14 protein-coding genes and 1 pseudogene are annotated in these 12679 nt (G+C 49.5%); 3 read left to right on the top strand and 12 right to left on the bottom strand.

Annotation, left to right across the window (positions count from 1 at the left end; genetic code table 11):
- From BLU12_RS09870 to BLU12_RS05685, 7 genes and pseudogenes are all read right to left on the bottom strand, one after another.
- Positions 1–157, bottom strand: a pseudogene (locus BLU12_RS09870) (sodium ion-translocating decarboxylase subunit beta); the annotation flags it as partial.
- Positions 158–179: 22 nt separating this feature from the next.
- Positions 180–635 (bottom strand): biotin/lipoyl-containing protein, encoded by a 456-nt coding sequence (locus BLU12_RS05660; RefSeq protein WP_091461250.1) that lies wholly within the window; start codon positions 633–635, stop codon positions 180–182.
- 29 nt (positions 636–664) lie between these two features.
- A complete protein-coding gene (locus BLU12_RS05665; protein WP_091461252.1) occupies positions 665–1069 on the bottom strand; it encodes an OadG family protein in 405 nt (134 codons plus the stop codon).
- A 13-nt stretch (positions 1070–1082) separates the two neighbouring features.
- The gene (locus BLU12_RS05670) at positions 1083–2642 is read right to left on the bottom strand and encodes an acyl-CoA carboxylase subunit beta (protein ID WP_091461253.1); all 1560 of its coding nucleotides are present in this window, start codon (positions 2640–2642) and stop codon (positions 1083–1085) included.
- Between the two features lie 21 nt (positions 2643–2663).
- Complete coding sequence (gene mce / locus BLU12_RS05675; RefSeq protein ID WP_091461255.1) at positions 2664–3065, bottom strand: methylmalonyl-CoA epimerase; 402 nt, start codon at positions 3063–3065, stop codon at positions 2664–2666.
- A gap of 45 nt (positions 3066–3110) precedes the next feature.
- Complete coding sequence (locus BLU12_RS05680) at positions 3111–3530, bottom strand: cobalamin B12-binding domain-containing protein (protein ID WP_091461257.1); 420 nt, start codon at positions 3528–3530, stop codon at positions 3111–3113.
- 19 nt (positions 3531–3549) lie between these two features.
- A complete protein-coding gene (locus BLU12_RS05685; protein WP_091461258.1) occupies positions 3550–5232 on the bottom strand; it encodes an acyl-CoA mutase large subunit family protein in 1683 nt (560 codons plus the stop codon).
- 252 nt (positions 5233–5484) lie between these two features.
- On the opposite strand from BLU12_RS05685, the gene BLU12_RS05690 reads away from it, so the two are divergent.
- Positions 5485–5889: a hypothetical protein gene (locus BLU12_RS05690; protein ID WP_091461260.1), complete on the top strand. Its 405-nt coding sequence runs from the start codon at positions 5485–5487 to the stop codon at positions 5887–5889.
- Positions 5890–5963: 74 nt separating this feature from the next.
- Here the strand turns inward: BLU12_RS05690 and BLU12_RS05695 are convergent, their stop codons facing one another.
- Both BLU12_RS05695 and BLU12_RS05700 read right to left on the bottom strand, forming a co-directional pair.
- The gene (locus BLU12_RS05695) at positions 5964–7169 is read right to left on the bottom strand and encodes an FprA family A-type flavoprotein (RefSeq protein ID WP_200778722.1); all 1206 of its coding nucleotides are present in this window, start codon (positions 7167–7169) and stop codon (positions 5964–5966) included.
- Positions 7170–7251: 82 nt separating this feature from the next.
- Positions 7252–7887, bottom strand: a complete 636-nt coding sequence (locus BLU12_RS05700) for an HAD family hydrolase (protein ID WP_234945494.1) — start codon at positions 7885–7887, stop codon at positions 7252–7254.
- A 208-nt stretch (positions 7888–8095) separates the two neighbouring features.
- On the opposite strand from BLU12_RS05700, the gene BLU12_RS05705 reads away from it, so the two are divergent.
- Both BLU12_RS05705 and BLU12_RS05710 read left to right on the top strand, forming a co-directional pair.
- Positions 8096–9373, top strand: a complete 1278-nt coding sequence (locus BLU12_RS05705) for a Glu/Leu/Phe/Val family dehydrogenase (RefSeq protein ID WP_091461263.1) — start codon at positions 8096–8098, stop codon at positions 9371–9373.
- Positions 9374–9500: 127 nt separating this feature from the next.
- Positions 9501–10163 (top strand): TenA family protein, encoded by a 663-nt coding sequence (locus BLU12_RS05710; protein WP_091461265.1) that lies wholly within the window; start codon positions 9501–9503, stop codon positions 10161–10163.
- Here BLU12_RS05710 and BLU12_RS05715 read toward each other — a convergent pair.
- The 3 genes from BLU12_RS05715 to sfsA all read right to left on the bottom strand — a co-directional run bounded on the left by BLU12_RS05715 (position 10160) and on the right by sfsA (position 12673).
- Positions 10160–10864 (bottom strand): queuosine precursor transporter, encoded by a 705-nt coding sequence (locus tag BLU12_RS05715; protein ID WP_091461267.1) that lies wholly within the window; start codon positions 10862–10864, stop codon positions 10160–10162. The genes BLU12_RS05710 and BLU12_RS05715 overlap by 4 nt on opposite strands.
- Positions 10857–11423 carry a uracil-DNA glycosylase gene (locus BLU12_RS05720; RefSeq protein WP_234945495.1) on the bottom strand — a complete coding sequence of 189 codons (567 nt, stop codon included), beginning with the start codon at positions 11421–11423 and terminating at the stop codon, positions 10857–10859. Before BLU12_RS05720 ends, BLU12_RS05715 begins: the two co-directional genes overlap by 8 nt.
- Before the next feature lie 62 nt (positions 11424–11485).
- Positions 11486–12673, bottom strand: coding sequence for a DNA/RNA nuclease SfsA (gene sfsA / locus BLU12_RS05725; RefSeq protein WP_091461270.1), 1188 nt, complete (start codon positions 12671–12673; stop codon positions 11486–11488).
- Between the last annotated feature and the right edge of the window lie 6 nt (positions 12674–12679).

Genomic DNA, 12679 nt, shown 5'->3' on the forward strand with positions numbered 1-12679 from the left:
TAGATATGGGAACCAAAAGCAACGGCTCGAAACCCTTTCCTATCGCCAGATAAAGGAGGATGGATGCAACACCGATCATCACCAGGTTGCCCCACGACAACCCAGCAAAACCGGATTGGCTGAAGATGCCAAACAAAGCATTGAGATATATTTCCATAGCTTGAAGCCTCCTTAAAGGGCTATACGATGACGGCCAGCGTATCGCCGGTGTTTACGTTGTCACCTTCTTTGACTTTCACTTCCCTGACCACGCCGTCCGAGGGGGCCAAAATCTCATTTTCCATCTTCATGGCTTCCAAGACCATTATGTTCTGGCCATTTTTGACCTGAGCGCCCGGTTGAACGAGAACTTTCAGTATTTTACCCGGCATCGGCGCCGATACGACCGTTCCGCCTGCGGAAGGCGCAGGAGCCGCAGGGGAGGGCTTGGGAGCAGGAGCCGGCTTGCTCGGGGCCGGCGCCTGGGGAGCAGGCATGGGTGCGGGAGCAGCCTGCTGCATGGGAACCTGAGCAGGTGAAACCTGCGGAAGGGGTGCAAAATTTTGAGAATAATTTGCGCCGACCGATCCTTCGAGTTCTTCAACTACCACCTCGTATTCTCTGCCGTTTATAATTATCTTGTATTTTTTCTGCATTTCGCGCTTCCTCCTAGAATTTATTGATTTTATTCCATACCTTCAAGACTTTCGTAGAAAGAGGCTTTCCGCCAAAGGCTGATCTTGGGAGGCGTTATTCTTTTTATCGACTTGACCGTGAAGGGCGCAGCGCCGAAGGCAGCGACAGCTGCCGTTATGGCTGCTACTTCCTCTTCGTTAATGCCGGAGCCTTCTCCTCGCGTCGCTTCACCATAAAGGACTTCTTCGGCAGGCGGTGGGGAAACCGTCTCCACCGGAGTTGTCTCGCCACCGGACGGAGGGATCGCGTCCTTCTTTTTCCCTTCCGCCCCTCCAACTAACTTGATGGCAACTATAATAAGGGTCAAACCCCCTAACACCAAGAAGACCACGCTAAAGGCTATAATCGAAAGGATGAGCCCTCCGCGAAAGCCTTGCTCAAAAACGGAGATCATCTGTCACACCACCTTAGTTCGGCATTATGCCATGTTTGCGTTTGGGTCGAAGCTCCCTCTTCGTCTCAGAAAGCAGCAACGCCTGATAAATTTCCCTGCGAGTCTCCTCGGGCAATATAACGCGATCCACGAACCCTCGCGATGCAGCTACATAGGGATTCGCAAAGGCTTCCCGGTATTCTTCGATCTTCTGACGCCTTACGGCCTCCTTATCTTCTGCCTGATCTATTTCCCTCTTAAAGACTATGTTGGCAGCACCCTCGGCACCCATTACGGCAATTTCAGCCTGGGGCCATGCCAATACCACATCGGCGCCCAGGTCCTTGCTGCACATGCCAAGGTAAGAACCTCCGTAGGCCTTTCTCAGGATAACGGTTATCTTCGGCACGGTGGCTTCGGAATAGGCGTAGAGCATCTTGGCTCCGTGGCGTATGATCCCGCCCAACTCCTGAGTTTTGCCCGGCAGATAACCGGGAACGTCTACAAAGTTGACGACGGGAATGTTGTAGGCATCGCATATCCTGATGAAACGACTGGCCTTATCCGAGGCGTCTATATCGAGACATCCTGCTAGGTGGCGTGCCTGATTGGCTATGATGCCGATAACCCTGCCTCCCACTCTAGCAAAACCTGTCACTATGTTTTGCGCCCAATAGGGTTGCACTTCGAAGAAATCCCCATTATCGACGATGCAACCTATGACGTCTTTAACATCGTATCCTTTATTGGGATTGGTGGGAACCAGCTCTCTCAGGCGCATGTCAATCCTCTCGGGATCATCGCCGGTATCTGCGAAGGGCGGCTCTTCCATGTTATTGCTCGGCAAGAAGCTCAACAACTTCCTCACCTGGAGAAAGCAGTCATCCTCGTTGGCTGCAAAGAAGTGGGCCACACCGGATTTTTGGTTGTGGGTCATCGCTCCGCCAATCTCTTCGCTGGTGACGTCCTCACCCGTGACTGCTTTGATGACTGCAGGGCCGGTTATGTGCATGATCCCAATCTTGTCCACCATAAACACGAAATCCATCAGGGCAGGGCTGTAAACGGCACCTCCCGCACTGGGGCCCGCTATTATGGATATCTGAGGGACTATGCCGCTAGCTTTCACATTTCTGAAAAATATATTGCCGTAACCGGAGAGGGAGTCCACTCCCTCCTGAATGCGCGCACCGCCTGAGTCGTTAATTCCAACGACGGGAGCGCCGTTGAGAAGCGCCATGTCCAGGACCTTGCAAATTTTCTTCGCGTGCATCTCTCCCAAGGAACCGCCCATTACGGTAAAGTCCTGGCTGAAGACGTATACAAGACGACCTTCGACAGTTCCATAGCCCGTCACGACCCCGTCGCCGGGGATTTTTCGATTCTCCAGCCCGAAGAGAGAGCAACGATGCTCGACGTGCTCGTCAAGCTCGACGAAAGAACCGGGGTCGAGCAGTTTATCTATCCTTTCCCTGGCCGTCAATTTGCCTCTTTTATGCTGTTTTTCTACAGCTTCCTTTCCCTCCGGCAAACGCGCCCTTTCCTTTCTCGCCAAAAGCTCTTCGCACAATTGATCTATCGTCTTATCGGCCATTATCATGTCCTCCCCACACATTTAACGCTCGGAAATCTCGAGCAAAACGCCACCGGCAGCCTTTGGGTGAACGAAAGCTATCTTTGCTTCCCCTGCCCCACAGCGGGGCTTTTCGTCGATGAGCCGAATACCCTTATCCTTGAGCTCTTTCAAGGCTGCCTCGATGTCCTCTACTTTAAGGGCCAAATGATGGATCCCTTCGCCTCTGCTTTCGATGAACTTGGAGATGGGACTCTCGGGGGAAGTGGGTTCTAAAAGCTCAATCTCCGTACCGCCTAAGGGCAAGAAGGCAGTTACAACCTTCTGCTCTGCCACCTCTTCCCGACCCGTGCATTTGATGCCCAAGGTCTCCTCCCAGAACTTCAATGCTTCATCTATAGATTTGACTGCTATTCCAATATGATCTACACCTACGGTCTTCATTTTCGCCTGCTCACGCTCCCTTCTCTACATCTTTAAAGGTACCCGTCATACATGCTCTTTTGCTCTTCTTTCCTGGACCGCCTCTTGAAGCCACTTTATGACCTTGGGCGTCGGGGTTCCCGGTCCGAAAACGGCCTTAACTCCCATCTGCTTTAGAACCGGCACATCGTCGTCGGGGATAACGCCGCCGCCGAAGACTATAATGTCTTCCGCCCCTCTTTTCTTTAAAAGCTCTATTACTTCCCTGAAATAGTGTTCGTGAGCGCCCGATAATATGCTCAACCCAATTGCATCGGCGTCTTCCTGGATTGCTGTGGCAACTATCTGCTCAGGCGTTTGCCTTAAACCGGTATAAATAACTTCCATTCCCGCATCCCTAAGGGCCCTGGCTACGACCTTGGCCCCTCTGTCATGCCCGTCAAGACCGGGCTTTGCTACTATTACGCGTATCTTCCTCTCGTCCATCGTCCCTGCCTCCATACATTTAGAGGATTATGCTTTCTCTGTATTCGCCAAACTCTTCCCGCAATACGTCGCAGATCTCTCCTAAGGTTGCGTAGACTTTCACGGCCTCCAATATCTTGGGCATAAGGTTCGCCGATTCGTCATTAGCAGTCTTCCTGATTTCTTCCAATGCTTCTTTGACCTTTACGTTGTCCCTGCTTTCCTTCAAAGCTTTAAGCCTTGCGATTTGCTTTTCGGCCATGGAAGGATCTACCCTCAAGATCTTGCGAGATGTCCCCTTTTCTTCTATTTGGAATTTATTTACTCCAACTACTATTTGCTCTCCCTTTTCGATAGCCCTTTGGTAGGCGTATGCCGAATCCTGAATCTGCTGCTGTACGTAACCCTTTTCAATGGCAACGAGCATACCTCCCATTTCGTCTATCTTATCTATGTACTCCTGAGCCCTTCTTTCTATCTCGTTTGTAAGCCACTCTAGGTAGTAACTTCCGGCCAGGGGATCGACCGTGTTCGTCACCCCGGACTCGTAGGCGATGATCTGCTGAGTGCGAAGGGCTATTCGGACGCTTTCTTCCGTGGGCAACGCCAGGGCCTCGTCGAAGCTGTTGGTGTGAAGCGACTGTGTGCCTCCCAAAACTGCAGCCAAGGCCTGAATTGTCACCCGTATTATGTTGTTTTCCGGCTGTTGAGCGGTTAGTGTGCATCCCGCCGTCTGAGTGTGGAAACGAAGTTTTTGCGCGTTCGGATTGGTGACTCCAAACCTTTCTTTCATGATCTTTGCCCAGAGCCTCCTGGCGGCCCGGAACTTGGCTATCTCTTCGAGGAAGTCGTTATGAGAGTTGAAGAAAAAGGACAGCCGGCGCCCAAATACGTTTGGATCCAACCCCTTCTTGACGGCGGCCTCTACGTAGGCTATCCCGTCTGCAAGAGTAAAGGCAACTTCCTGAACTGCCGTGGATCCCGCTTCTCTGATATGATATCCTGAAATAGATATGGTGTTCCATTTCGGGACGTGTTTGCTGCAAAACTCAAATATGTCCGTGATCAATCGCATGGAGGGCTTTGGAGGAAATATATAAGTTCCCCTTGCGATATATTCCTTTAATATGTCGTTTTGAATGGTTCCCGACAATTTGTCCGCCGGGACGTTCTGCTTTTCGCCGACAGCTATATACATGGCAAGCAGGATTGATGCCGGAGCATTTATAGTCATCGATGTGGAGACCTTGTCAAGAGGGATGCCGTCGAAGAGAATTTCCATGTCCTCCAGGCTGTCTATTGCAACGCCAACCTTGCCCACTTCCCCCTGAGCCATGGGGTGGTCCGAATCGTAGCCAATCTGGGTGGGCAGGTCAAAGGCCACCGAAAGCCCCGTCTGTCCCTGCTGCAATAGGTATTTGTATCTTTCATTCGACTCTTCGGCTGAGGCATATCCCGCGTACTGGCGCATCGTCCAGAAACGCCCTCTGTACATGGTCGGCTGAACGCCTCTGGTGTAGGGGTAATCGCCGGGAAAACCCAAATCTTCTGTGTAGTCGAGGTCCTTTATGTTTTCCGGGGTATATAACCTTTCTACGGGAACCCCGCCTCCCGTCGTAAAGGTGCTTTTACGCTCTGGGTACTTCTGAACTGTCTTTTTGACCTCTTCTTCATATTTAAGGCGAGCTTCTGATATCTTTTCCAGTTCTTCCTCTTTGAACATTAAGTTCACCCTCCCAAGAAATTCCGCCTTTTAGTAATTTGCACATTTGTACTTATTATTTCGCACATTTTTATGCATTGCAACATTTAGGAAATATTAAGACAATTCAAACTACTGTTTGCGCCTCTTCTACGCAACCCTGCAAAAACGATGCTATCATAGCGGGATCTATAAGTCCACACTTCTTGGACTCTATAAAGACAAGTGACCATCGATATATCTTTTGCTATAATTTAGCGATGAGGGATTAATATGCCTATGATTGAATGCTTTCTTTGCGGGAAGGGGTTCGTCAGCGCAGGACCCAAGGTTTGCCCAAGTTGCATGAAACGCCTTGATAAGCTTTACATGGATGCGAGAAACTACATAAGAGACAACCCTGACCTCAGGCTTAACGTGAAAGCATTGGCAGAAGAGCTAGATGTCGATCCGAGGGACATTCAGGCGTTGGTCGATATGGAGCGCCTTGAGCTCGAGAGTGAATCGGAGAGCAGCGACAGGCTATCCGAAAGAGAGCGGTTGTTGCTGGAGTTCGAAAAACACCTAAAAGACGGCAAGGGGAAGGACAAAGAATCCCGACGGATCAGGTATGCAGCCGAAAAATACGGCAAACAGGAGAAAAAAAGGAAGATTGAAAGCTGCCACAGGATTGCTTAAGCGTCTTTTTTAGTCCAAAGTAAATACGCTCAACTTCATGAAGTTGAGCGTATTTTAATGATCCGGCAAGTTTTTTATCCGGCGCATTCCTTGAGGCGCTCTGCCATAGCTTTGCCAAGCTCCTCGGCCCTGACGTAATCTTCGTCCTTAGACGAGGATTGTATGACTATCTCGGGATCGAGCAGCTCCCATTTGCCCGAGTTTTTGGCAAAATCTTCAAGTTTCTTCAAAATGCCGGGGCTCCAGGTGTAATTTCCCATTATGCCGAGCAACCTGTTTCTCATTTTTTTATTTTCTAGATGAGCCATGAGATCCGCTATAGGAGGAAAGGGCATGGTATTGTAGGTGCAGGAGGCAATGATAAGCCCCTTATATCTCCAAATGTCTCTGATAATGAAGGAAACGTGGTCCCTTGACGCGTCGTGAACTACGATATGTTCGATGCCCTCTTTGGCCATGGCCCTGGCAGATGCCTGAGCCAGCTTTGCCGTATTCCCGTACATCGATCCGTATACTACGACGGCACCGCATTCCGTTTCGTGGCGACTCCACCTGTCGTAAAGGCTAATTATATGCTCGGGTTTGCTCCTGTGTATGGGACCGTGAGAAGGAGCAACGACTCTTATATCCGTTCCGCTCAACTTCGATATAGCGGCCTGAACCTGGTCGGAATAACGACCCACTATATTGGAAAAATATCTGAGTATCTCTCCCTCGTAATAAGACATATCGACTTCATCGTCGAAGATCCCTCCCTCGAGGCAACCGAACCCGCCGAAGGCATCGCAGGAAAACAACGTCTCAGTAGTCCTGTCGTAGGTCATCATGGTCTCCGGCCAATGTACCATGGGAGTCAAAAAGAATTTGAGCACGTGGCCGCCCAGGTCCAGCTCTTCCCCATCCTTTATTTGAATAACCCCCTCGGTGACGGCGTAGAAGTTCTCCAGCATCTTAACGGTCTGGGCGTTACAAATGATCTTCAAGTCGGGATACAGCTTCTTGAGGATTTTTATGGAACCCGAGTGATCAGGCTCCATGTGGTTTACCACTAAATAGTCTATGGGCCTGTCTTCCCCGAGCAAGCGCCTTATCTTGCTCACTAAATCTGTGAGATAAAAAGCCTTGACGGTATCTATGAGGGCAATTTTTTCTCCTATTACCAGGTAGGAGTTATAGGCAACTCCCCTTGGAAGGGGCCAAAGCGCTTCAAAGAGATCTGTCTCTTTATCGTTTACTCCCACCCAATAAATGCCCTTTGTGACTTCTATTGCGTCGTTCATAGAAAATCCCCCTTTCATTGAGATTTACTGAGATTTACTCGGGCCTTGAACTTTCAAGGCGACCCTGTCTTTATCGTCCTTTTTAATCGAAGGACGTCCGCGAAAGCTCTGGCAAAAGAAGACATAAATCCCTTAAAAGCTCGGCTTTGTTTTTATATAAAATGCCCACGATGCCCAATTTTTTTGCCAGAGTCACATTTTCTTCTTTATCATCTACAAAAATTATGCTTCCCGGGTCCTCGTGAAGCGTATTTAACACGTCTTGAAATATAGTACCATCATGTTTGCTTTTCCCCAAGCGATAACTGTTGAATACATAGTCGAAGATGTCATAAAAGGAGGCCTTCTCGTTAATTTCCTCAATCCAGTTGGTCTGGTCTGTCAGCAGGACCGTGGCGTAACCTAGGTCGTGCAACGTACGAATTAGCTTCAGCATCCAGGGCCTCAAAACAAACCTGCTTAAAACCTCATTTCTCAAGTCTTGAACCGATTCGTTCAGGTCGAACTTCCTTTTGAAGGACTCCCAAAAGGCTTCTTCAGTCGATTTGCCACAGAGATATCCCGAATCATAAAGTATGGCTGTGGCTGTCTTCTCCACAAAAGAAGGATCAAGGCCGTGCTTTTCCGCAATAGCCTTCATGCCCTGAACAAATCCCTCTTCAGCTATTACGCCTCCAAAATCGAACATAACGACAGAATATTTTTTATTATTACGCAAATTTGAACACCTCTTGGTTTTTGTATGATATAAGTTATAATAGATTCGATATTATCGCATGCATAGATGGCATTTTTGGGATCTTCGAAGATGTGATAGTGAAAACATTACCATCTATGAAATCCAATGTAATAACAATACGGGATACAATGGGCATCGCGCCCATTAGTGTTCATATAATTACACAATACAATAGGAGGGGTCAATAATGGCCGTAAAAAGGCGCACCTCGCAGGATGTTCTTCTCTCCACTGCCCTTGAGAACTTCTATAATGCAGCTGAAGAGATGGGACTGGAGGACGATTTGGTCGAAATACTGAGCCGTTCCGAGAGAAGGGTTTGCGTGTCCATACCTGTGGAAATGGACGACGGATCCGTAAGGGTTTTCGACGGCTATCGGGTAGTCCATTCAAGTGCTCTGGGACCGGCAAAGGGCGGCATTCGCTTCCATCCCCAGGTCTCTATTGACGAGACGGAGGCTCTGGCCTTCATGATGACTTGGAAATGTTCCCTCGCGGGCATTCCCTACGGCGGAGGCAAAGGCGGAGTTTGCTGCGAGCCCCTTGAGCTTTCCCTGAAGGAGAAAGAGAGGATTACCAGAACCTTCGCAGCCAGGATAGAGCCCTTCGTAGGCGCGTGGACGGACGTCCCTGCGCCGGACGTAAACACGGGAGCACAGGAAATGGTATGGTTCATGGACACCATTAGCAAGATCAGAGGCCAGCTTGAACCGGCCGTATTCACGGGAAAGCCCGTCCCCCTGTGGGGTTCCAAGGGCAGAAACGCTGCCACCGGACTTGGCGTGGCTACTTGCGCTATCGAACTTCTCCGAGTCCTCGGAAAGGACCCCAAAGACACCAGTGTAGCCGTACAGGGCTTCGGCAACGTAGGCAGCTTCACCGCCAAGTTCTTGCACGATGCCGGCGTCAAAGTCGTTGCCATTTGTGACATTACCGGAACCTATTACTGCAAAGACGGAATCGATGTAAATAAGGCCATGGAGCACACACAAAAGAATCCTAAGAGGTTGCTAGAGGGGTATACTCAACCCGGGCTCGAAAAAAGCGATCCAACCGACCTCCTCTATTTGGACGTAGACGTCTTGCTCCCCTGCGCCATGGAGGGAGCCATCAACAAATCCAACGCCGACAAGGTCAAAGCGAAACACATCGTCGAAGGAGCCAACGGCCCACTTACTCCAGAGGCAGACGAAATATTGAGGCCGAAAGGCATTTACATTGTGCCCGACTTCCTTGCCAACAGCGGCGGCGTCATAGGGTCCTACTTCGAATGGTGCCAGAACCTCGCTGGATTTTTCTGGAGCGAAGAGGAATACAATCAGAGGCTGACTTCAATAATGAGGTCTAACTTCCAGAGGGTATGGGAATACTCCAAGGAAAAGAAGGTCGAGATGCGTCGAGCCGCTTTCATGGTCGCCATAAAGCGCGTAGCCGATGCCGTTAAGATGAGAGGGGTATTTCTATAAAAAAGAATAGGCTAAAATTTAGCTTAACATAGCAATAAAACAGGCTTCGCTGTTTTTGGGCTTTCATTAAAGGTCTACGACGGCGGAGCCTGAAATTTTAACACATTTCAAAAAGAGGGGGATGACAATGGGGAAAAGCCTTTCGGAGATCCTTTGGGAAGAAAACCGCGATATAGCCGTCTCATGCCTCAACCACCCCTTTGTGCAGGGCATCGCCTCGGGAAAATTGACGAGGGAGAAGTTCAACTGGTACGTGGGGCAGGATTATTTCTATCTTCACGCCTTCGCAAAGGCTTTTTGCCTTGCCGCGGCTAAGGCGCCAGATACGCTGGGAATGGTCTCCTTTCATAAGTTGGCCGAGGGCGCTTTGAACGAAATGAAGCTTCATAAAGGATTTGAGAGTTCCCTTGGAGCCGACGTGGACAGCGTCGTTGCGAGCAAACCAACACGCATGTACACCGATTTTTTGCTTTCCACTGCATGGGGATGCGACGTCGGCCTCATAGCGGCAGCGACCACTCCCTGCAACCGCCTCTACGCATGGATCGGGCAAAACCTGCAAGAATATGCAAAAAACGAGGAAAATCCCTTTATCGACTGGATAAGAACCTACTCCAGCGATTCCTTCGAGAGCCTGGCAAGGGAGACGGAGCGCCTAATAGATCTTTACGCTACAAACGTCTCCGAAGCAAGAAAGGCTTACCGATATGCAATGATATGCGAATATGACTTCTTCGACGCAGCGTGGAAATATGAGGCGTCGAAGGGCGGCGGGGAAAGGCAGCTTTAGTCCGTCACGTATTTTGCTTCGCCGCCAACCTTTCCCTGGCAAAACCATCTCTTTGCCAGGTATATACACCATGTGTCGCTCAAGGCCACTATCCACTTTATTACGTAAGTGCTTAATATGATCGACAGGAGGACCTTTGCAGGATATACCCCGTAAAATGCCACGACGGCAAATATTGCCGTATCTATGGCCTGAGAGATCATCGTGCTGACGTTGTTTCTGAACCAAAGATATTTGTCGCCCGTCAATTTCTTCAACAAATGAAACAACCAGACATCATGGTATTGCGCAAGGGCGTATGCGCAAAAGGAGGCACCTGCAACTTTTGGGGTCAAACCAAAAATCCCCTTTAAGGCGTCATGGGCCAGATCGTTCGGGTTGGGGACAAACAGAAGGGCCATTTGCATCACCACGACCATCATAAAGAGCGTGAAAAAGCCCAGATGAACGGCCAAAGTGGCTTCCCTCTTGCCGTAATTTTCGCTCAATATGTCGGTGGCCAAAAAAGAAGTACCGTACAAAATATTCCCGAGCGTAGCTGTCATGCCAAAAAGAGTGACGAGTTTCATGACCTGAATGTTGGCCAAAACGACCGACATGACCACCCAGGCATATAGCCCGTACTTCCCAAAGATCCTATAGGATATCAATATAAAGGATGTGCAAAAAGTCAGCATTAAAAACCAGATTGCCTCATTCATCGGGCAAATCGCCTCCCCTTATCGTTTGAAAAAATAACCCGAAGAGATCGAACATCTGCACCGTCTGTCCCCACAGCGCCGATCTGTACACCAAAGATGCCGGATGAGGCAAGGGAAAAAGGACGTACTCCCCCACGCCTAAAGGTTTCCCAAACATCGAAGGGATCGAGGAATTTTTCTCAGGCCTCGGCAGGCCAAAGAGGGCAAACAGACCTTTTAAAGCCCATTTGCCCAGGGGAACTATAACTTTTGGCCTTACGCATTCTATCTCTTCCTTCAAGTAGGGAAGGCAGGCGTCGATCTGCCTCCACTTTGGCCTTCCGTACCTTGGCAAAGGGCATTTCAGCAAATTCGTCCTCCAGCATTCGTAAAAATTCACTCCTGCCCTCCCGAGAAAATAACGCAGGAAAGCCCCTGTCACCCCCCAAAAGGGCCTCCCGTTCATCTCTTCCGCGTCAAAGGGAGCCTGCCCCAGCAAAAACACCCTTGCTCCCAAAGGACCCTCTCCGGGGATCGCCCTTTTTCGCTTTAAAGCCAAATCGCACCTCTCGCAATTCATTATTTGAGACTCCAAAAGCTTCATATCCATATCTCACGAATGGGCTAAATACTTACAAGCTTCTACTTGCACTCTTCCCATTGCCGAGTATTTATTTTATCCCAAAGCCTGTCAAAGCGAAAATACAACAATCTATCCATGAAATCCGACCTTTTCAACGGGTCGGAGGAAAAATAAAAGAGGTGGGAATCGCACCGACAGTCACTGCAACCGAAATTCGAAACGATGTCGTTGGCAATTTCATTCATGGAGGCTGCCAAATAGCATTCGATATCATCGGCGGTTCTTATGGGTAGGTTCAAAACGCTCTCGGAAACTTCCCGTAAATAATCTACATGCCAATGAAGCACCTTCCGCCTTCGCAAATGACGGTTTATACGAGCAGTCAGGTTTTTCTTTCCCGAACCCGCATAGACGTAAAAACCTGGGCGCAGTTGTACCCTTCCCAAAGCGCCTATATCTATTTCCCTGAAGCCGTCGACTTCAAAGATAGATAAGTAGGCGCCCCTATCAGCCATTTCTTCCTCTATTAAACCCCAGGGAACGGGCAATTTCGCCGGCAAATCGCCCATCTTCATTTCCTCACTCCAACGCACCCCCAGGGGCATGACGTCGACCGCATGGCGATTTTCCGCCAGAGCCTCCGAAAAGGCCAAGTCGGTATGGTAATCGGGAAGGAAAAACTTCGGCCGTAAGGAATTAACCAAAAATAAAAGCGCGACCTCATAGCCGTCCTTCGCAAGCAAGGCAAGCTCTTCTATGTGCCTCTTACCCCTTGCCGTAACGGCATCGGGGAAGGCGGCGACATAGCTGCCAAAGAGTGTGCAAGACTTTACCTCGAGGAAGATCTTTCTCCCGCATCTTTCAAGAAGAAAGTCAATACGGCTTTTATTGACAGCCACTTCCCTCTCCAAAATTTTCGCACCTGACAAATCCGGGACGAGATCGTGGCGTATCATCCAATCTACAACGTCGTTTACTACATGAGTGTGCAGCAACACCCAATCACCCCGGCGTTTTGCAGCCATAACCACAAAGGGCAGCTCTCCCTTAGAAGGAGCAAGAAGGAGCAAAACGCCGGGCAAAAGGATCTCCCAAAGTCTTCCGGGATTTGGGAGGTAGGCAAAGGTCGCAGCGCCTTCGATTTCCACCTGAACTACGAAACGATTCTTTCTCCTTAGAAAATGGCCCAAGATCAGAGGGCCATCAGAAATCTTATAGTTTAAAGCTTCGTGTTTCGTGCCCCTCACCTTCGT

Origin of the sequence: Acetomicrobium thermoterrenum DSM 13490 (assembly GCF_900107215.1) — a bacterium.
Lineage (GTDB): Bacteria > Synergistota > Synergistia > Synergistales > Acetomicrobiaceae > Acetomicrobium > Acetomicrobium thermoterrenum.

Bases quoted from the DNA above. Each gene is read 5' to 3' on its own strand.
- BLU12_RS05680 (WP_091461257.1), bottom strand. From the start codon at position 3,530: ATGGACGAGAGGAAGATACGCGTAATAGTAGCAAAGCCCGGTCTTGAC.
- BLU12_RS05705 (WP_091461263.1), top strand. From the start codon at position 8,096: ATGGCCGTAAAAAGGCGCACCTCGCAGGATGTTCTTCTCTCCACTGCC.
- BLU12_RS05695 (WP_200778722.1), bottom strand. From the start codon at position 7,169: ATGAACGACGCAATAGAAGTCACAAAGGGCATTTATTGGGTGGGAGTA.
- BLU12_RS05665 (WP_091461252.1), bottom strand. From the start codon at position 1,069: ATGATCTCCGTTTTTGAGCAAGGCTTTCGCGGAGGGCTCATCCTTTCG.
- BLU12_RS05715 (WP_091461267.1), bottom strand. From the start codon at position 10,864: ATGAATGAGGCAATCTGGTTTTTAATGCTGACTTTTTGCACATCCTTT.
- BLU12_RS05720 (WP_234945495.1), bottom strand. From the start codon at position 11,423: ATGAATTGCGAGAGGTGCGATTTGGCTTTAAAGCGAAAAAGGGCGATC.
- BLU12_RS05685 (WP_091461258.1), bottom strand. From the start codon at position 5,232: ATGTTCAAAGAGGAAGAACTGGAAAAGATATCAGAAGCTCGCCTTAAA.
- mce (WP_091461255.1), bottom strand. From the start codon at position 3,065: ATGAAGACCGTAGGTGTAGATCATATTGGAATAGCAGTCAAATCTATA.
- BLU12_RS05690 (WP_091461260.1), top strand. From the start codon at position 5,485: ATGCCTATGATTGAATGCTTTCTTTGCGGGAAGGGGTTCGTCAGCGCA.
- BLU12_RS05670 (WP_091461253.1), bottom strand. From the start codon at position 2,642: ATGGCCGATAAGACGATAGATCAATTGTGCGAAGAGCTTTTGGCGAGA.
- BLU12_RS05660 (WP_091461250.1), bottom strand. From the start codon at position 635: ATGCAGAAAAAATACAAGATAATTATAAACGGCAGAGAATACGAGGTG.
- BLU12_RS05710 (WP_091461265.1), top strand. From the start codon at position 9,501: ATGGGGAAAAGCCTTTCGGAGATCCTTTGGGAAGAAAACCGCGATATA.